Source organism: Agrobacterium pusense, assembly GCF_013285525.1.
GTDB lineage: Bacteria > Pseudomonadota > Alphaproteobacteria > Rhizobiales > Rhizobiaceae > Agrobacterium > Agrobacterium pusense.
Genome location: NZ_CP053857.1, coordinates 1586497 through 1606268, shown reverse-complemented (window position 1 = coordinate 1606268; position 19772 = coordinate 1586497). Strand labels below are relative to the sequence as shown.

Sequence of the window (19772 nt, the reverse complement as noted above, 5' to 3'; positions counted from 1 at the left end):
AGCACTGGCGACGCCAGGGCCTGGCCTCGCCAGCAATACGGTTATTTCACCGTCTGCGTGGAATCGTCAGGGAACTCCACCGTCGCGAAGGACGGGTAGACCTTTCGCAGGATGGTCACCTGCTGCTGATCGCTCACCCGGAGCAAATACCAGTCCGAACCGTCGATCAGCGCCAGCGTGTGGGACTTCGCCTCTATGGTCTGGCCGCCGGTTTCCATCACGGTTTTTGTCGGAATGAGCGCATAGGGCGTGCCATCCGGCGTCTCAGTCAGGCTGATCGCCCGCGCGTCCATGGTGAATTCGGTTATCTTGACCGCCGCGAGCGCCATCTGCATCTGCGCCGTCAAGGCGCTCCGCAACTGCTCCACGGTGACACCCGCGTCACTGGCGATGAACTCGAAGATTTTCGGTGGCACAGTCTTGCCGACCGTTTCGAAATCCTGCGCATTCAGGGCGGTAGTGAAACGCTCGATCTGGGCACGCAGCCTCTCCTGCTCGGCAGGAGAGAGATCACGCGCGGAGACGGGACATGCAACCGCAATAAACAGAAACAGACAGGATAAAAGGCGTTTCATGCCCGGCCTTCCCGGTTGTCCGGCAGAACCGTTACCCGTAAGGGCAACAGCTCGCAAACGGTTCGATCAGCGCAGCAGAACGAACCCGGCCGCCGACAGAACGAGAAAGACAACGAGACCGCCAAGGAAGCCCGCGGACGTGAAAAAACCGGCAACCATGGCCAGCATCAGCACGCACAGCATCATCGTTCCGTATTTGGTCAAGGCCAGAAAACCGTTATAGGTCTTTTCGTGTTCGGCGTAGTTCATTTCAGCGCCAAGTTCGACCGGACCTGTATGGTGTTCGCTCATTCCACTTCCCCTTTGCTCCATCCGCCACTCCCGTCATGCGGGGAAATCTGCCCCGCGGACGATCACGGGCCATGCCGGATTCTCCGTTGCCAGAGGTAACATGAAGTCGTCGAAAAGCGCAATGCGTTCCGCACGAAAGTGTCACGCCGCCATCCGCCTGACCGGTTCTCAAGGACAATACTTGCCTTCCGGCAACATTCTTTCGTTAATAGTTGAAAAGGGCCACCGTTCTTGCTCTTCGCGTGCGGTTTCGGTTGCTTTTCGAACCGCCTGCCCATACACGGATTCTGTGGGGAGGAACTCCGGAACCGATGGGTGCGGACGCGCGTGGAGGCGTGGCCGTTGCAGGGGTATCGGGCTTTGCTCTCCGCCATAAACCCGCAAAGGGCCCGGCAAGGGAAGAGGGGAAAGTCATGAAATCGCTTTTAAAAATAAGTGCGCTGATAGATTCTGCGAGCGAGGCACTGGGCAAGGTTGCCGGTTATCTCGTGCTCATCTGCTGCCTCGTCAGCGCCGGTAACGCGATGGTCCGTTACGCCTTGAACTACAGCTCCAACGGCTGGCTCGAAATCCAGTGGTACATGTTCGCCTTCATCGTGCTGATCGGCGCTTCCTATACGCTGCGCATGAACGAGCATGTTCGGGTCGACATCATCTATGGTGCGATTTCGCCGCGCAGCCGCATCTGGGTGGATATTATCGGCATTGTGCTGTTCCTGCTGCCCGGCTGCCTTTATCTAGCATGGCTGTCCTGGCCCATGTTCACCCTGTCCTGGAATCAGGGCGAAATGTCTTCCAACGCCGGCGGCCTGATCCGCTGGCCGGTGAAACTCATCATCTTCGCCGGTTTTGCCCTTCTGGTTCTTCAGGGGTTTTCCGAACTCATCAAGCGCATAGGCGCCCTCAACGGGCTTTATGCGCTCGATACGAAGTACGAAAAACCCCTGCAATGATCGCGCCGATCTGAACCTTCAGGATATTCCCATGTTTGAATACGGTATTCTTCCGCCACTGATGTTCATCGGCATGATTATCTTCATGCTTTACGGATTTCCGGTGGCTTTCTCGCTTGCCACCGTCGGCCTCGTTTTTGGCGTCATCGGCATCTTCACCGAGCATTTTTCACCTGCTTTTCTTCAGGCCCTGCCCCTGCGCATCTTCGGCATCGTTTCGAACGACCTTCTGCTGGCCATTCCCTTCTTCACCTTCATGGGCGCCATTCTGGAGCGTTGCGGCCTTGCGGAAGACCTGCTCGAAGGAACGGGGAAGCTTTTCGGCGCTATCCCGGGCGGACTTGCCTATGCCGTCATCATTGTCGGCGCGATCCTGGGCGCGATCACCGGCACGGTTGCGGCCTCGGTCATCACCATGGGCGTCATCTCGCTGCCCATCATGCTGAAATACGGCTATAATCCACGACTTGCCACCGGCGTCATCGCCGCCTCGGGCACGATCACACAGGTCATTCCGCCCTCGCTGGTGCTGATCGTCCTTGCTGACCAACTCGGTAAATCCGTTGGCGACATGTATCTCGGCGCGATCGGTCCGTCGATCCTGCAGGTGGCGATCTTCATGCTCTTCATCCTGCTGATGTCGATCGTGCGGCCGAAGGATCTTCCGGCTTTGCCGCCGGAGGCACGTGGTGAGCTTGACCGGGCGCTGGTGTTGCGTGTGCTGGCGGGCATGATCCCCTCCATCGTGCTCATCTTCCTCGTGCTCGGCACCATCTTTCTCGGCCTCGCAACACCGACGGAAGCCGGAGCGCTCGGCGTTGTCGGCGCGATGGCGCTGGCGGCGGCACATCGGCGGCTCAGCTGGGACCTCGTCAAGCAGGGAATGCATTCCACCATGCACATCACGTCGATGGTGGTGTTCATCCTGGTCGGCGCGACCTGCTTTTCGCTCGTTTTCCAAGGCATGGATGGTTCGCTTTGGATCGAGCACATGTTGTCGGGCATTCCGGGCGGTCCTATCGGCTTCCTGATCTTCGTCAACATCTTCATCTTCTTCCTCGCCTTCTTCCTCGACTTCTTCGAAATCGCCTTCATCGTCATTCCAATGCTGGCGCCGATAGCCCAGTCGCTCGGCATTGACCTCATCTGGTTCGGCGTGCTGATCTGCATCAACATGCAGACAAGCTTCATGCACCCGCCCTTCGGATTTGCATTGTTCTACCTGCGTTCCATCGCACCGCGCACCGTCAAGACATCGGATATCTACATGGGCGCCATTCCCTGGCTTGGCATGCAGCTCATCCTCGTCGCCATCGTGATATTCTGGCCGGAATCCGTCACCTACTGGATAGACAAGGCTCCCGACGTCGATCTGAATTCCATCAAGATCGAGGTGCCCGCCTTCGGTAATCAGGGTGGCAACACCATGCCCAATTTCGGCTTGCCAGGAGGCCAGCCAGGAGGAATGCCGGGCATGCCAAATCTGGGCGAGCCGCCGAAGATCGGGCCTTGACAGGCATCCTGTAAGGGCGCGGAAACGCCTGTGATTGCGAAGACGGGGTATGCCCCCGCCTTCCGTTCATTCTCTTTAGAAACGGACCCGGGCAGTCACTGAACTGCCTGTCCGGTTCTTCTTGATGACGAATGCAACGCTCAGCGTTTTCCACATCGCGTCACGTCCACAATTGAGACCAATGGCCGGGGCTGGGGGCGCCGATCTCAGCCGGCACTCCGGCTGGTCGCCCATCCTGCGATTGTGCTCTGAAGGACCCGATCATAAACCATCCTTTGTTGTCGAATGCATGAGGGTACGCGCACAACAAAAACCCCGGAGACCGAAATCTCCGAGGCCTTTGCCCGGTCCGCCGCCGTTACTGAATAATCAGAGCTTGCCGTTACGCTGCTGGATCATCATGAAAGTATCGAAGGTGTATTCCGCCAGCTGCATCCACAGATAGCCTTCGCGCTTGAAGGCGACCTGGTCCTCGTAAATCTTCTTGAAGTCCGGATTGGAAGCCGAAATATTGGCGTATACCTCAAGGGCCGCCTTATAGCACGCTTCCAGAATTTCCTGGCTGAAGGGTCTGAGTACCGCGCCTTCAGAAACGAGCTGCTTGATGGCAATCGGGTTTTTGGCGTCGTATTTCGCCATCATGCTGGTATTGGCGAAGGCGCAGGCGTCCTGCAGCGCCGTCTGGTAGTTCTTGGGCAGGCTGTTCCACTTGTCCAGATTGACAAAGGAATGAATGACCGGGCCGCCTTCCCAGAAGGCCGGATAATAATAGTACTTTGCGACCTTCTGGAAGCCAAGCTTGTGGTCGTCATAAGGGCCGACCCACTCGGCTGCGTCGATGGTGCCCTTTTCCAGCGCCGGATAGATATCACCGCCGGCGATCTGCTGCGGCACGACACCAAGCTTTTCAACCACTTTGCCGGCAAGGCCGGCAATGCGCATCTTGACGCCTTTGAAATCGTCAACCGTGTTGATTTCCTTACGGAACCAGCCTCCCATCTGCGCGCCGGTATTGCCCGAAATCATGCCGTAGAGATTATGTTTGGCGTAGAATTCATTGAGCAGTTTGTTGCCGTTGCCTTCATAGAACCACGAATTGGTCAGGCGGGCATTCAGGCCAAAGGGTATCGCCGTCCCGATCGCGAAGGTCGGATCCTTGCCGACATAATAATAGGAGCAGGTATGGCACATTTCCACAGTGCCTGACGATACGGCATCGGCCGCCTGCAAGCCGGGAACGATTTCTCCGGCGGCAAAGGGCTGGATGGTAAAATTGCCGTCGGTGGCGGCAGCGACGTGCTTCGCAATATCCTCGGCACCGCCATAGATCGTATCAAGCGATTTCGGAAATGACGACGTCAGGCGCCAGTTGATCTTGGTATTCTGCTGCGCAATGGCGGGTGCGGCAAGGGCTGCAGTGGCAGCTCCCGCGAGCGCACCTTTTTTCATAAAGGAACGGCGATCCATCTATATCCTCCCAGATATGAACGCTGCCTGCAGCTTTGAATTCCCCTCGTTGCTGTTCAGGCATTGTAGCGAAGTAAGCACGGTTATCGCCCGACTGACAAGCACCCGCACCAAGAATTAATCGCGGAAAAACGCGGTGTTTCCGGGAATTTTCTTCGCATTTTATATTCAACTGAAATATCTCGGCATCGCCTTATACTTTAGGCGCATGCCGGATCAGCAGGAGGCAAAGGCATGCTTGACTTGGTTCGCCGGCGGTCGCACATATTTCGAAGATTCGTTCCGGAGCCGCCATGCCAAAACCCATCATTGCCGTCCCCGCCGACATAAGGCATTTTACCGGAGCCGACTGGCACGCCGCGCAGAACCAGTATGTTTCCGCCGCCCTGAAAGTGGCTGGTGTCATGTCCTTCATCGTGCCGGCCTTTGAGGACGGAAACGACGTGGACGCTATTCTCGACCGGGTGGATGGCCTGCTCGTCTCCGGCTCCGCCACCAATGTGCACCCTTCCCTCTACGGAAAGGAGGCGCGGGAGAGCGACGGCCCGTTCGACCAGGCCCGCGACGCCACCAGCCTGCCGCTCATTCGCCGTGCGATCGAGCGCGGCGTTCCGATGCTGGCCATCTGCCGAGGAATACAGGAACTGAATGTGGCGCTGGGCGGAACGCTGGCGTCCGAAATTCAGGAGCAGCCGGGCATATGGGACCACCGCAAGCCGGAACATGACGACCGCGACGTCGCCTTTGCCATCCGCCAGCCTGTGCATGTGCGCGAAGGCTCCTGCATTGCACAGCATCTCGGCATGTCGGGCGAAATCCAGATCAACTCGCTGCACAGGCAGGCCATTGCCGAAACCGCGCCGCGCCTGCAGGTGGAGGCGACGGCCGCCGATGGTACAATCGAGGCGGTGTCTGTCATTGACGCAAAAGGATTTGCTGTCGGGGTGCAATGGCATCCGGAATACTGGGCCGAGACGGACGCGCCCTCCCGCGCCCTGTTCGAGGCCTTCGGCAAAGCCGTTCACGACTATCGAAACAGCAAAGCATGAGCCGCTGCTGATCCCATCGCCGCAGGAGGACACAAAAAAGGGGCGAGCCTGAAGGCCTGCCCCAAGGTCTGGGAGGAGGATTTAACGCTTGGCGCGTTTCTTCTGCCGGTAGACGTCGGCGACGACGGCCGCGACGATGATGAGACCTTTGACGATCTCCTGATAGTAAGCGTCCACCCGGAGGAAGGTGAAGCCCGATGTCATGACGCCGAGAATGATCGTACCGATTACCGTTCCGGTGATGCGGCCGGCGCCGCCGGACAGCGAGGTGCCGCCGATGACGGCCGCGGCGATGGCGTCAAGTTCATACATCACGCCCATGCCGGCCTGCGCGGTCTGAGCGCGGGCAGCGGTGACAACACCGGCGAGACCGGCGAGCATTCCGGCAATGGCATAGACCTTGATCAGATGTGCCTCGATATTGATACCGGATACACGTGCGGCCTGCTCATTGGCACCGATGGCATATGTGAACTTGCCATAGCGGGTGTAACGCAGCGCGACGTGGAAAATGATTGCCACGAGAAGGAACACCACGACTGGCCAGATGCCTGTGCCAATGAAATTGAAACCGTCGGTCAGGCCGGAGATCGGCTGACCCTTCGTATACCACTTGGAAATGCCGCGCGCGGTCACCATCATGCCGAGAGTGGCAATGAAGGGCGGGATTTTCGTGCGGGCGATGAGCTGCCCATTGATGAAACCGGCCAACATGCCGGCGAGAATGCCGACAGCAAGCGGGATGATGAACGGCAGGTCGGTGAGCCCGGGATAAAGGGCCCGCGGCCAGGTTGAGGACTGCGCCATGCTGGCGGACAACATCGCCGTGAGGCCGACGACCGACCCGGAGGACAGATCGATGCCGCCGGTAATGATGACCTGCGTCACACCTACGGCTATGATGCCGATCACGGAGACCTGCAGGATCATGATGGTCAGTCGCTGCTGGTTCATCAGGAAGCTCTGGCCGATGAATATCCAGCCGAGAATCTCGTAAATCAGCGCTATGCCGATCAGAATGAAGAAAATATTGGCTTCCGGCGGTATGCGCCGGTGCGGTTTGCGTCCGGATTTGGAATCCAGCTCCGGAGTGGCGGCGGCGTTGCTATTCATATCTGTTCCTCCTCGAGAAATCCCGGCGCGCCTCACCGCGATGCGAGATCCATCACCTTAACCTGCGTGGCTTCACTTCTATCAAGGAAGCCGGTCACCCGACCCTCATGCATGATCATGATGCGGTCGCTCATTCCCAGAACCTCCGGCATTTCGGAGGAAATCATGATGACGGCGACGCCCTGGCGCGCCATCTCACAAACGAGCTTGTGAATTTCTGCCTTGGCGCCCACATCGATGCCGCGCGTCGGCTCATCGAGGATCAGAATGCGCGGCTTGGTCAGCATCCAGCGACCGATCAACACTTTCTGCTGGTTGCCGCCCGAAAGATTTTCGATGCGCTCGTAAAGATGCGGGGTTTTCACCCTCAGCTTGCGGCACATTTCCTCGCAGGCGTCCGACAACGCGTTTTCCTGCACGAAACCATTGGCGACATATTTGTCCTGCAGAACGGCGATCTGCATATTTTCCAGAATATTCAGGATCAGCAGACATCCCGTGTCCTTGCGATCCTCGGTCAGGAACGCCATGCGATGACGAATGGCTTCCGTCGGGCTGGTGACTGAAACGGGTTTGCCATCGATGCTGATCGTCCCGGAAGACGCGGGCGTCACACCGAAGACTGTCTCTGCAACATTGGAACGACCGGAACCGACCAGGCCCGCGACGCCGAGAATTTCACCGGCGCGAACGTCGAAGGAAATATCGTGGAACACGCCATCAAGCGTCAGGTTTTTGACTGACAGGACAACGTCGCCGATAGGAACCTCTTCCTTCGGGAACATCTGCGTGATCTCGCGGCCCACCATCATGCGGATGATGTCGTCGCGCGTTACATCGGTAGAGGCATGCGTGCCGATATATTTCCCGTCCCGGAAAACAGAGAACTCGTCGGCGATTTCGAACAGCTCGTTCATCTTGTGGGTGATGTAGACGATGCCGATACCGCGTTCCCTGAGATCGCGAATGATGCGGAAGAGATGCTCCACCTCGCGCTCCGTCAGCGCGGATGTCGGCTCGTCCATGATGAGAACGTCGGAATCGTAAGAAACCGCCTTGGCAATCTCGACCATCTGACGGCTGGCGACGGAAAGCTCACCGACCCGCGTTTCCGGATCGAGATCGATACCGAGGCGATCCAGCAGGGCTTCGGTACGGCGGTACATCTCGCCATGGTCGATAAGGCCCAGCCGGTTCTTGGGTTCCCGTCTGATCCAGATGTTTTCCGCGACCGTCATGTAAGCCATCAGGTTCAATTCCTGATGGATCATGGCAATGCCGTTTTCCAACGCATCAAGCGGGGAATCGAGACGAATGTCGGCGCCTTTCAGGCGAATTTCGCCGCTGTCTGGCTGGTAGATGCCAGCCAGAATCTTCATCAGAGTCGATTTTCCAGCGCCGTTCTCGCCCATCAGCGCGTGCACGGTGCCACGCTTTAGCTTGAACTGCACATCATCGAGCGCTACCACGCCGGGAAACTCCTTGCGTATGCCTTCCACGGCGAGAAGGTATTCCGCATTCGGCACGGCGCCGCTGGCGCGCACGGCGGCCATTGTCGATGGACTGACGACCATCTCATCCTCCACAATAGACAAAATTGACCGGAAACAGGCTTCGCCGAATGGCGCACCTTGCCTCCGGGGAGGCTTACAGCGCCATGTCCACCACAATATGCAGGGCGCTGCAACACTTTGAATTCACTGGAATTCAATCACGATCCGCTCATGCGCCGGAGCTTGTTCGGCGCCGTCGGGAACCGGCATCTGCCTCCAATATCAATCTGAACGGGCGCAGATGCCGGAAGGCGGCCATTAGTTCTTGGCCACGTAGTCCTTGACGTTTTCAGGCGTGACGAGCTGGAAGGGAATGTAAACCTTCTTCTCGACCTTCTCGCCCTTGACGAGCTTCAGCGCGGCATCAAGTGCGCCCTTGCCCTGGCCTGCCGCATCCTGGAAGACCGTGGCGTCGAGATCGCCCGCCTGCATGGCGGCGAGAGCATCCTGCGTGGCGTCCACACCGGCGACGACATAATCCTTCATGTCCTTGCCAGCGGCCTTCAGAGACTGAATGGCGCCGATCGCCATTTCGTCGTTATTGGCGATGACGGCGTTGAACTCGATGCCGCTCGACAGCCAGTTGGTCACGAGGTCGGAACCCTGCGTGCGCTGCCAGTTGGCGGTCTGCTCTTCAACCACGGAAATGCCTTTGCATTCGTCGGTTTTCAAAACATCCTTCGCAGACTGCGTGCGCATGCGCGCCGCCTGGTTCGAGAGCTCGCCCATCATGATGACGGCATTGCCCTTGCCACCGAGGAGGCGGCAAACCTCTTTCGCCTCAAGCGTACCAGCCACCGTTTCGTCGGAGGCGACGAACGCCTGTCCGTCCGGCAGGCTGTCGACGTTCACCGGCTGGCGGTTGACGTAAACGAGCGGAATCTTGGCGTCGGCCGCGAGCTTGGACATGGCCGCCGTCGCATCCGTATCCACAGGGTTGACGATGATTGCGTCGACCTTGGAAGCGATGAAGTTCTGGATCTGGCTCTGCTGCTTGGCGACGTCGTTCTGCGCATCCTCGACCTGCAGGGTGACGCCCTTCAGCTCCTTGGAATAATCCTGCATGCCATTGCGCAGCACGGTCAGGAAGTTGTCGTCAAACAGCGCCATCGAGACACCTACGGTTTCCGCATGTGCCGCCGTGCCGAGAAGCGCAGACATAGCTGCGCCGATGATAAATTTCTTCATTGTTTTTCTCCTCCGTGGCGTCCGGCGCCGCCTCTCCCAGCCGGAGGCGAACCCGAAAGCCCGCCGCAACCTCCTCACATCAGAAAACGGAATAATGAAACCGATTTTCTGTCTGTTCGATATATTTATTCCATTTTTGGTTCGAACGTCAATGTTTTCTTCGCAGCCCCGCAGCGGAGTGGTGCACAAGGCTGTGATGATGGGAAATTGCGGAGAAAGCGCCTTCGGGATCGCATAGCCGTGGAAGATGCAGAGGCTCGCCCGGCCTCGTTCCCAACCGGGAGGCCGGGATCCATAAGCCGTTGAAATTATGGTTTGCGGCTCGAAATCGGGAAGAACTCGACTGAGATGGAAGATTTATTCCAAACCGGCATTCACCGGCTCTCCTTGGAGAAGGCCGGCGGCGCATTAGCTTTTATTCCGCTCGAAACAGCCAGGGGATCTTCCATGCCACCTGTGGAAATACGGCGGCACGGGGCAGCGGCAAAAGTGGTGCGTAGCGCCTTACCGGTGGGAGCCCGGCATGACATCGGCGGGAATCGGGCAGACATATTTGCTGCCTTCCGTCTTTTCCTGCCATTCCTTCCTGGCACTGGCGAGCAGTTCCGGCGATGTCATCAGTGAAAGACCTGTCGCTGCAAGCGTTTTGGCGGCATGCACCATGGCCTTGTGGGCGGCAGGAGTTTTGCCTTGTGCCACCACCTGCCAGGTATGCGGATTGGTCCCGATCGCCCAGGCGGGTGTCCAGCATTGTGCCGTCGGTGTCACCCAGCTGACGTCACCGACATCGGTGGAGCCGGCCCGAAAATGCGAATGCCCCTCGAAATCCCGCAAGCCGAGATGCAAAGGCGTCGAGCCGTCGATCTTACGGTTGGAAAAGACATCACCCTTTATCTGGTAGAGCCGGATGCTGCTTTTGATCGCCTCGTCGGTGAAAGTGTCCTGGATGCGTTTGGCAAAAGTGATATCCGCTTCATCGAAAGCGACAGGGCCAAGCGCCACCATGTTTTCATGCATCGCTGTTTCCAGCGCGATGTTGGGCAGGAGATTGGTGGAGGCGGTATCAAAGACGATCTCCACCTCGGTCTCGGTCATCAGTGCCGCACCGCGCGCCACCTTGTCCACCCGCGCGGCGAGATCAAGCGCCTGACGCATTTCCGGGGCGCGGATCAGATAAAGGACTTCCGCCTTGGCCTGCACCACATTGGCCGCCTTTCCGCCGGTGTCAGTGATTGCATAATGTACCCGGCAATCCTGCGGCATGTGTTCGCGCAGAAAATTGACGCCGACATTCATGAGTTCGACGGCATCGAGCGCCGAGCGGCCGAGATGGGCTGCATTGGAAGCGTGGGCCGCAACACCCTTGAAACGGTAAAAATATTCCAGCACGGCCAGATTATTGGTCGAGCGTACCCCGTTGAACGGTGCCGGGTGCCAGGTCAGCGCAGCATCGACATCGTCAAAAAGGCCGGCACGCACCATGAAGGTCTTACCGGAACCGCCCTCCTCGCCGGGGCAGCCGTAATAACGGACGGTGCCGGGCATATTATTGGCCTTCAGATGCCGGGCGAGCGCAATAGCGGCCATCAATGAGCCGACGCCGAGCAGGTTATGGCCACAGCCATGGCCGGTGGCGCCCTGCTCTCGCGGCTGCACCTTCGCCACATCAGCCACCTGGCTCATGCCGGCCAGCGCATCGAATTCACCGAGGAAGGCGATAACGGGCTTGCCCCTGCCAAATTCGCCGATGAAGGCGGTTTCCATGCCCGCCACACCACGCCGAACCGCGAAGCCATTTTCCTCAAGCGCGGCGGCCAGAACGCCGGCAGATTGCCGTTCTTCAAATTTGAGTTCGGCAAAATCCCAGATGCTGTCGCTCAAAGTGGTGAAATCAGGCTTCATCGCCTCGATTTCGGCGGCAATCGACATCACGGCATCACGGTTCATGGCTTTTCCTCGCATTTCGCCCTTTTCGGGCACGCGCAGGCGCTTCGGCAGAGGCACCGCCAAATTACCGCGCTTAATAATGGAAAGCCCGCGCCGGGGTCAGCCGCCGGCGCGGGCAAGGGTGGGTCAGTTGTCGACCGAGACCTCCCAGAGGCGAGCGTTCGACTGCCAGACAGGCTGGCCCTTCAGCTTCTTCGTCGCGCCCCAGACATCGACCATGTCGTAGAGGAAGATACCCGGCATTTCCTTCAGCATCAGCTCATGGAACTCATCGAAAATCTTCTGGCGTTTCGTCTGATCGGCCTCAACATAGGCGGCCTTCATCAGTTCGATCGCCTTCGGATCATCCCACATCAGGGAAGCGTTCTTGTCCTTGTTGCCGACATAAAAGGCATACATCAGCGCCGGGTCGAGGCGCGGAGCGACCGACTGCGAGATCACCTGATAATTGCCGGAGCGGCGGCGATCCACCTGGGTGGCATAGTCCAGCACCTCGATCTGCACGTTGAGGCCCGCCTGCTGCATCATCGCCTGCGCCATGACTGCGGCCGGGAAGCTCGGCACGTTGCCACGCTTGTTGGCGATGATCGAGATTGGTTCGCCCTTGTAACCGGCCGCCTCAAGCTCCTTCTTGGCGGCCTCGATGTCATAGGCCGGACGCTTCTTCTGGGTCTCACCATAATATACAGAATCCTGCGAAACCATCGAACCGTTGGCCTCGCCCGTGCCGTTGGATGCGGCGGCAACCAGTTCATCAAGATCGAGTGCCATCGCCATGGCGCGACGCACGCCGGGATTGCTCAGCACCTTGTCACGGGTCTGGATGTAGAACAGGTTCTTGCCGTTGTTGCGGGAAACGATGAGCTGCATCTTTTCGTTGGTCTTGAACTCCGGAATGAGATCGGGAGAAATCTCGGCCGTATCGAGCACGCCGGATTCAAGACCCGCCTTCACGGTCGAGGCATCGGGGATGACCATGAACTTGACGCCATCGGCCAGCGGCCGCTTGGAGCCGACCATGCCGTCAGGCTTGCCGTCATTTGCCGGCGAAACGTAGTCGGCAAACTTGGCGAGACGGATATACTCGCCCTTCTTCCACTCATCCCACTGAAAGGGCCCCGTGCCGATCGGCTTGACGAAGCTGCCATCGGAGGCAACCGATTCCGGTGAGATCATGCCCGTATAACCGCATTCCGGCCGTGACATGAGGCCCAGGAAAACGCCGGATGGTTTTTCCAGGGTGATCTCGACAGTGGAAGCGTCCGTGGCCTTGACGCCGGTGACGTGTGCTGCGCCGCCCTCGACGAAATCGTTGAGGCAGGCCCATTTGGTTTCCGGCTTCAGGTAACGCGTCCAGTTCCAGACGACATCCTCTGCGGTGAGCGGCTTGCCGTTGTGGAATTTCACGTCCTTGCGCAGCTTGAACGTATAGGTCAGGCCATCAGGGGCGACCTCGACGCTTTCTGCGAGAAGCGGCTTCACCTCACCGGCATTGTTATAGCCGACGAGACCCTCGACGATATGCAGGATGACCCCATCCGTATTGCCGTCGCGGTTCACCCCCGGGTTGTTGCTGCGCAAATCCGAGCTCTGCGCAATGGTGATGTCGCGTGCTGCGGCCAAATTGGCGGTCACGAGCAGGGCAACGCCTGCGAGAAGAAGTTTTTTCATTGTTCTACCCTCTTTGTTGTCGTTGATTGTTATTGATGAAAGCCATCCCAGCACGCCTGCGCCAGCCGGCCGATTGTTTCGAGCGCGATGGTGTATCCCGGCGTGCCGTCAGGCATGGTTTGCGGCACCTCATCGGTATAGGTGGTGATGATGAAGGACGGCGCGCCGTTTCTGTAGACGATGCCCGCATCCATGCGACCACGTTTGCCGCGACCGCTCTTGCTCGCCACCACGGCCTCGAACGGCAGGCGGGAGCGAATTCCATAACGCAAAATCTGGTTCTTCAGCGTCTGCATCGCCCATTCGCACAATTGCGGACTGCATCCGAGCTTCGCCTGCGCTTGCCGCGAAGACTGGGCATCGAGAATGGTCTGCAACAGCAACACCTGGTCCGCGGCCGACGTCGTGGTGACGGTTTTAAGCGGATGGTCCGCCGCCAGAGCCAATGGCGGAATGAGAAAACGATGATGGGTGTTGGACATGCCGAGCGATTTGCAATAGCCGTCCACCTCTTCCAGCGTCAGCCTCTCCAGCACCATCTTGGTGCAGACATTATCGCTCAGCACCATCATGCCGGCGACGGCATCGCGTAGCGAAATCACGATACCCGGGGTCATGTAGCGGAACATGCCACTCGCCACCTCTTCCGCCAGCCTCTTTTCGTAGATGACGGGCTGGTCGAGATCGATCCGCCCTTCGCTGGCGGCCTTGAGCACGGCCATCATGATCGACGTCTTGCGGGTGCTGCCCGATGGCGTCTCCTCGTTTTCTCCCCGCCCGATTTCTTCACCGGTCAGGAGATTGCGCACCATGAAGCGCGTCACGAAAGGCTGTGCATCACAGATCGCATTCAGTCGGGCAGCCACTGTCATTGTCATCTTCCTGTTAAACTTCATCTTCCAGACGCCATTTCAGTGTCACGCCGCCCTTTTCATTCTGGTCGAGGGCGGGAATGGCCGAGAGCAGCCGGCGCGTATAGGCCTCTCTAGGACTGTCGAAAATCGTGTCGCGGTCACCCTCTTCGATGATGCGCCCGTCCTGCATGACGACGACACGGTCGGCCACCTGCTCCACCACACCGAGATCATGGCTGATGAACAGGCAGGAAAAACCGTAACGTTTCTGCAGATCGGAAAAGAGATCGAGCACCTGCGCCCGTACCGTGACGTCGAGTGCCGAGACCGGTTCGTCGGCAATCAGGAACCGCGGACGGCGGGCAATGGCGCGGGCAATCGCCACGCGCTGGCGCTGGCCGCCGGAAAGCTCGTGCGGATAACGGGAGGCGTAGTCAGCGCCGAGCCCCACTTCCTCCAGTGTTTCCAGCGCCCGCTTGCGCTTGGCGCCCTGATCGAGGCCCGGCACGAGGCGCAACGCCTCCTCCACCAGCGCCTGGATGGTCATCCGGGGATCAAGCGAGGAATAGGGATCCTGAAACACCATCTGGCAGTTCAGGCGGTAATCGTTCCAATCCTCATTGCGCTCGCGCCCCTGAAAACGGATGTGTCCTTCGCTTTCCTTGACGAGACCGGCGATGGTGCGGCCGAGCGTCGTCTTGCCGGAGCCGGAGCCGCCAACCAGCGCCACGACCTCACCCTCATGAATATCGATGCTGACGCCATGCAGCGCGCGCTTTGGCTTGGCTTTCTTCAGCAGGGATTTGCGGCCGGCATAATCGACAGCGATATTGCGAGCCGAAACCATCGGCGCTTTGGAGGTGTCGATACGGCGCGGCTCGCCGCGGAACGGCAGGGAGGAAAGCAGCTTCTTGGTATATGGGTGCTGCGGCGCGTCCAGCAGGTCCTCGGTACGGCCCTGCTCGACAATCGCGCCTTTTTCCATGACCACGATGCGGCTGGTATAACGCGCCACCATCGGCAGATCGTGACTGATGAGCAAAACGGCGGTGCCTTCCGCACGTGTCAGCTCCACCATCAGTTCCATGACATCGCGCTGGATGACAGCGTCAAGTGCCGTCGTCGGCTCGTCGGCAATCAGCAAAGCGGGTTTCAACAGCATGACCGAGGCCAGCATGATGCGCTGGCGCATGCCGCCGGAGAACTCATGCGGGTAGGCCGTCAACGCGCCTTCGGGATCGCGGATGCCGACCCGGCGCAGCATGTCGAGAATTCTCGCGCGGCGCTCTTCTCCCGACAGTTTCGTATGAAGGATCAGCCCCTCTTCCAGCTGCCGGCCTATCGTCATTGATGGATTGAGGGAGGTCATCGGCTCCTGAAACACCACGCCGATCTCTGCGCCGCGCAGATTTCGAAGCGCCTTCACCGGCAGGGACATCACATCCTGCCCCTTGTAGACGATCGATCCGCCGGTGACAGCGATGGCCGGTGGCAGAAGCGAGATGAGCGCGCGGGTGGCGAGCGTTTTACCCGAACCGCTTTCACCGACGATGCCGAAGATTTCGCCCGCGGCTATATCGAAGGAAACATCCTTGACCACCCGATGGCCGGTTCTGGCGACTTCGAGCGAAAGGCCGCGAACGGTGAGAAGTGTATTATCAGTCATTTGAGACCTCTCATGCGCGGGTCAAGCCTGTCGCGGAGGGCATCGCCCAAAAGATTGATACCGAGCAGCGTCAGCGCGATGCAGAGACCGGGGAAAAGACCCAGCCACACCGCCTGCTGGATGAAGGGTCGGCCGGCGGCCAGCATGTTGCCCCAGGTGGGAGCCGGCGGCGGCACGCCAAGACCAAGGAAGGAGAGCGCGCTTTCCGACAGAATGGCCCAGCCAAACATGGAGGTGGCAAGAACCGTGATCGGCGCGACGCAATTGGGCAGGATGTGGCGGAACATGGTGTAGATTTCACCATTGCCCATCACCAGCGACGCCTCGATGAATTCACGCTCACGCAGAGAAAGCACGGCACCGCGCACCACGCGGGCCATGGATGGCGTATAAGCGATACCTAGAGCGAAGATGATGCCATACTGGTTTGCGCCGAACACCGCGAGCAGGCCCAGCGCCAGCAGAATGCCGGGAAAGGCGAGAAGCGCATTGTTGATGGCCATGATGACGCCATCCACCCGGCCCCGCGCATAACCGCTGACAAGGCCGATCAGCGTGCCGCAGATCGTCGCGAAGCTGACCGTCAGGAAACCGATCCAGACGCTGGCACGTGCGCCGACCATCAGGCGGCTCAAAACATCACGCCCGAATTCGTCGGTGCCGAGAAGATGGCTGGCGCTTGGACTGGCCAGACGCGAGGCGAAACCGAGCTTCATTGGATCATAAGGTGTCCAGAACAGGCCGGTTGCGGCGGTAATGAGCAGGAGGGCGATGAGAAAGCCGCCGATAAGCCCGTTGAGTGTGAACTTTTTCATTCGGCAACCACGCGCGGATCGAAGAGGGGATAGAGAAGGTCGACGAACAGGTTGACCAGAACATAGGAGAGCGAGACGAACAGCAGGCAGCCCTGTATGACCGGATAGTCGCGGGCAAAAATACTGTCGACCATCAACCGTCCGAGGCCCGGAATGGTGAACACCGTTTCGATAACGGCGATGCCGCCGAGAAGATTACCAAGGATGAGGCCGATCATTGTCCAGGTCGGACCGAAGGCATTCTTGAAGGCGTGCCGCCAGAGAACGGCGCTTTCCGAAAGGCCCTTGGCGCGGGCGTGGGTGATGTAATCCAGCCGCAGAACCTCCAGCGTCGAGGCGCGCGCCATGCGGATCAGAACACCCATTTCGTGGATTACCAGCGTCATGACGGGCAGGACGAGATAAAGCATGCCGCCGACGAGATTGTCGCTGATCGACACATATCCGAGCACCGGCAGCCAGCCGAGTTTCAGGCCGAAAAACAGAAGAAGCAGAAGGCCAAGCCAGAACGTGGGAATGGACAGAAGCAGCGTCGCCGTTCCAACCAGCGCAAGATCAGTCAGGCTGTTCTGTTTCCAGGCCGCGATCACGCCTGCCGGAACAGCAATCAGGCTGGCGAGAAGCACCGCAACCACGACGATCTCGGCGCTGACGAGAAAGCGCGAGACGACCAGCGGCAGCACCGGCTCGTCATTGACGATGGAGCGACCGAAATCGCCCTGCACCACATTGCCGGCCCAGATGACGAACTGTTGCGGCATGGACTTGTCGAGGCCGAGCTCGGTCCTCATGGCTTCGATCTGTTCCGGTTGCGCCATGTCGCCCAGCATCAGGGCAGCCGGATCGCCCGGAATGAAGCGGATGAGCGCAAACACCGTGATCGACACGAATGCGATCGTCGGTGGCGCCATCAAAAGACGGCTCAGTATGAATCTTATCATCGGTTCCCCACGATTGATGGCAGGTAATGACAACCCACCTCTATCGGTTTCGTTGCTGGCGACTATGACGGATTGAGAAATATCACGCAATATTATGCATAAACGTCATACATCTATGCAGAATGACGGCGCGGTCATCCTGATGAGGACAAGGACATCTTCCGCCAAAAAATCCCGCTTCAGACGATCTTTTGCGAGAGCTGGATTTCCCGCTTCAAGGCATCGCTCAGCGCCTGCGCAGCGATGGAGAGCGGCGCGCCGGAGGCGCGGGCAAGACCGAATTCCTGCGTCGCCTGCGGGACGAACGGCCTCGCGACAACGGGCAGGTGCCGATAGAGGTTGGCATAAAAACTGCTGATGATCGTTACCCCCAACCCGTGCGCCACATAGGCGCAGGCGGAACTGTTGGTGTGAGTCTCGATCTTCACCATCGGTTTGACGCCAGCCTTTTTGAACACCTGATCGAGCGCCATGCGATTTGGCCGCTGGCGGCCGATCAGGATGAGCGGAATGTTGCGCAGGTCCTTCACGGTAATTTCGTCAAGCGCTGCCAGCGGATGATCCTCCCGGACCACGCACACACTCTTGCCGGTCGCGACACGCTCGACATCGATGCCCGGCCCGATCTCACCTTCCATCCGCAGGAAACCGAGATCAATCACCCGCTCGCCGACAAGCTTGTTGATGGCGGTCGTCGTCTCGAAAAAAGTCTCGATGCGAACGCCGGGAAAATCCCGGACATAGTCGATCAGCATGGCGGGCGCGAAATTTTCCCACATACTGCTCGGCAACCCGATGCGCACGATTTCCGGACCGGCCGCACCATTCCGCAAATCTTCCGCATGACCGGACATGCGGTCGACCGCAAGCAGCACGTTTTCCGCATCCCGCGCAAGCAGCACCGCCTCCGGTGTCGGAATGAGCCGCCCTTTGTCGCGGGCAAACAGCGTCAGAGACAGGTCGGCCTCAAGCTGCGCCAGAAGCCGGCTGATACCGGATTGGCTAAGCCCCATTGCCTTGGCCGTGGCGATGGTCGAGCCGGTGGAAAGAAGCGTGCGAAGAACTTCGAGCTGCTTGATGTTCATGAGGCCAGCACCATGGATTAAGAGACAAGCCGGTTTCGGTTCTGACGTTTTGCCGCCGATAACGCTTCATGTCACCGGTTTTTTATCTCGCACGCGGCAACTGCCTACAGTTCCACCGAATACACGGTGTCATGGGTGGCCACGCAAGCATCACCCGTGGGGGTAACCCAACCGCGGAACATGCCGGGGGTATTATACGGCGCTGCAATCCCGCCTTCGGCATCGATAGCCACAAGACCCGCGCCAATATCGTAGGGCGCCAGATCCTTATGGACGAGATTGCCAGCAGCAGTCTCCAGATCCTGCCCGAGATAGGCGACGCGGGATGCGATCTCGTGACCGACGACGTAGCGGATGAAAAATTCGCCCTTGCCGGTGCCGGAAACCGCGCAGGCTCCATCCCGTGCATAGGTGCCTGCCCCGATCACCGGGCTGTCACCCACCCGGCCATCGGGCTTGTTGGTGTAGCCACCTGTCGAGGTGGCCGCGGCAAGATGGCCCGCTCCATCGAGCGCCACCGCACCCACGGTTCCGTGTTTCTCGTTTTCCGTCGCTTCCGTGCCAGCGGCGGCATGGCGCTTCATCGCCGCCAGTGCTTCACGGCGCTTTTGAGTCGTGAAATAGGATTGCGGCTCGGTCGCGAGCCCCTTTTCCTCCGCAAAGCGGTCGGCCGCCTCCCCCGTCAGATAGACGGCACGGTCATCCGCCATCAGTGCGCGGGCGGCTTTCACCGGATTGCGGATGGCGCGGGACGCGCTGATCGCGCCCGCTGCCAATGTGGCACCATCCATGATCGAGGCATCGAGTTCGTGGATGCCGTTCTCGTTCAGTGCGGCACCATGCCCTGCGTTAAAATGCGGGCTGTCCTCCATGACAACGACCGCCGCCTCGACCGCCTCAAGCGCGGTTCCGCCAGCCTTCAATACGCCATAACCGGCACGCAGCGCCGCTGCCAGATCATCGCGCGCAGCGGTCCACTCCTCTGAATTCATGCTGTCTTCCGGCATAACGCCGCAACCACCGTGAATGGCCAGTGCGATCTTCGTCATGTTCTCTCCCCTCGTCGCCCCGCCAACCGCAGGGCCTCTTAC

Annotated in this window: 17 protein-coding genes; 3 read left to right on the top strand and 14 right to left on the bottom strand. The window is 59.1% G+C overall.

Features of this window, described 5'->3' with window-relative positions; all coding sequences use genetic code 11:
- Nucleotides 1–41: 41 nt before the first annotated feature.
- Complete coding sequence (locus HQN82_RS20950; protein WP_173615818.1) at nucleotides 42–575, bottom strand: hypothetical protein; 534 nt, start codon at nucleotides 573–575, stop codon at nucleotides 42–44.
- 66 nt (nucleotides 576–641) lie between these two features.
- Nucleotides 642–866: an aa3-type cytochrome c oxidase subunit IV gene (locus tag HQN82_RS20945; protein ID WP_004438441.1), complete on the bottom strand. Its 225-nt coding sequence runs from the start codon at nucleotides 864–866 to the stop codon at nucleotides 642–644.
- Between the two features lie 413 nt (nucleotides 867–1279).
- On the opposite strand from HQN82_RS20945, the gene HQN82_RS20940 reads away from it, so the two are divergent.
- Both HQN82_RS20940 and HQN82_RS20935 read left to right on the top strand, forming a co-directional pair.
- Complete coding sequence (locus HQN82_RS20940) at nucleotides 1280–1819, top strand: TRAP transporter small permease subunit (RefSeq protein WP_004438438.1); 540 nt, start codon at nucleotides 1280–1282, stop codon at nucleotides 1817–1819.
- 31 nt (nucleotides 1820–1850) lie between these two features.
- Nucleotides 1851–3332, top strand: a complete 1482-nt coding sequence (locus HQN82_RS20935) for a TRAP transporter large permease (protein WP_173615817.1) — start codon at nucleotides 1851–1853, stop codon at nucleotides 3330–3332.
- 369 nt (nucleotides 3333–3701) lie between these two features.
- On the opposite strand, the gene HQN82_RS20930 is transcribed toward HQN82_RS20935, so the two are convergent.
- Nucleotides 3702–4799 carry a TRAP transporter substrate-binding protein gene (locus HQN82_RS20930; protein WP_003510333.1) on the bottom strand — a complete coding sequence of 366 codons (1098 nt, stop codon included), beginning with the start codon at nucleotides 4797–4799 and terminating at the stop codon, nucleotides 3702–3704.
- A gap of 293 nt (nucleotides 4800–5092) precedes the next feature.
- On the opposite strand from HQN82_RS20930, the gene HQN82_RS20925 reads away from it, so the two are divergent.
- A complete protein-coding gene (locus HQN82_RS20925; protein ID WP_173615816.1) occupies nucleotides 5093–5848 on the top strand; it encodes a gamma-glutamyl-gamma-aminobutyrate hydrolase family protein in 756 nt (251 codons plus the stop codon).
- Nucleotides 5849–5929: 81 nt separating this feature from the next.
- Here the strand turns inward: HQN82_RS20925 and HQN82_RS20920 are convergent, their stop codons facing one another.
- The 11 genes from HQN82_RS20920 to HQN82_RS20870 all read right to left on the bottom strand — a co-directional run bounded on the left by HQN82_RS20920 (nucleotide 5930) and on the right by HQN82_RS20870 (nucleotide 19730).
- Nucleotides 5930–6961 carry an ABC transporter permease gene (locus HQN82_RS20920; RefSeq protein WP_153775231.1) on the bottom strand — a complete coding sequence of 344 codons (1032 nt, stop codon included), beginning with the start codon at nucleotides 6959–6961 and terminating at the stop codon, nucleotides 5930–5932.
- Between the two features lie 32 nt (nucleotides 6962–6993).
- Complete coding sequence (locus HQN82_RS20915) at nucleotides 6994–8535, bottom strand: sugar ABC transporter ATP-binding protein (protein WP_173615815.1); 1542 nt, start codon at nucleotides 8533–8535, stop codon at nucleotides 6994–6996.
- A 237-nt stretch (nucleotides 8536–8772) separates the two neighbouring features.
- Nucleotides 8773–9702, bottom strand: a complete 930-nt coding sequence (locus HQN82_RS20910) for a sugar ABC transporter substrate-binding protein (protein ID WP_173615814.1) — start codon at nucleotides 9700–9702, stop codon at nucleotides 8773–8775.
- 504 nt (nucleotides 9703–10206) lie between these two features.
- Nucleotides 10207–11649 carry a M20 family metallopeptidase gene (locus HQN82_RS20905; protein WP_173615813.1) on the bottom strand — a complete coding sequence of 481 codons (1443 nt, stop codon included), beginning with the start codon at nucleotides 11647–11649 and terminating at the stop codon, nucleotides 10207–10209.
- Nucleotides 11650–11775: 126 nt separating this feature from the next.
- Complete coding sequence (locus tag HQN82_RS20900; RefSeq protein ID WP_173615812.1) at nucleotides 11776–13320, bottom strand: ABC transporter substrate-binding protein; 1545 nt, start codon at nucleotides 13318–13320, stop codon at nucleotides 11776–11778.
- Nucleotides 13321–13349: 29 nt separating this feature from the next.
- The gene (locus HQN82_RS20895) at nucleotides 13350–14192 is read right to left on the bottom strand and encodes a serine hydrolase (RefSeq protein ID WP_173615811.1); all 843 of its coding nucleotides are present in this window, start codon (nucleotides 14190–14192) and stop codon (nucleotides 13350–13352) included.
- A gap of 13 nt (nucleotides 14193–14205) precedes the next feature.
- On the bottom strand, nucleotides 14206–15840 hold the full coding sequence (locus HQN82_RS20890; protein ID WP_173615810.1) for an ABC transporter ATP-binding protein: 1635 nt from the start codon (nucleotides 15838–15840) through the stop codon (nucleotides 14206–14208).
- A complete protein-coding gene (locus tag HQN82_RS20885; RefSeq protein WP_173615809.1) occupies nucleotides 15837–16655 on the bottom strand; it encodes an ABC transporter permease in 819 nt (272 codons plus the stop codon). The genes HQN82_RS20890 and HQN82_RS20885 overlap by 4 nt, the downstream gene beginning before the upstream one ends.
- Nucleotides 16652–17596 (bottom strand): ABC transporter permease, encoded by a 945-nt coding sequence (locus HQN82_RS20880; protein WP_173615808.1) that lies wholly within the window; start codon nucleotides 17594–17596, stop codon nucleotides 16652–16654. Before HQN82_RS20880 ends, HQN82_RS20885 begins: the two co-directional genes overlap by 4 nt.
- Before the next feature lie 179 nt (nucleotides 17597–17775).
- Entirely contained in the window at nucleotides 17776–18681 is a 906-nt protein-coding gene (locus HQN82_RS20875; RefSeq protein ID WP_004438405.1) for a LysR family transcriptional regulator, read from the bottom strand.
- A gap of 104 nt (nucleotides 18682–18785) precedes the next feature.
- On the bottom strand, nucleotides 18786–19730 hold the full coding sequence (locus HQN82_RS20870) for an isoaspartyl peptidase/L-asparaginase family protein (protein WP_173615807.1): 945 nt from the start codon (nucleotides 19728–19730) through the stop codon (nucleotides 18786–18788).
- Between the last annotated feature and the right edge of the window lie 42 nt (nucleotides 19731–19772).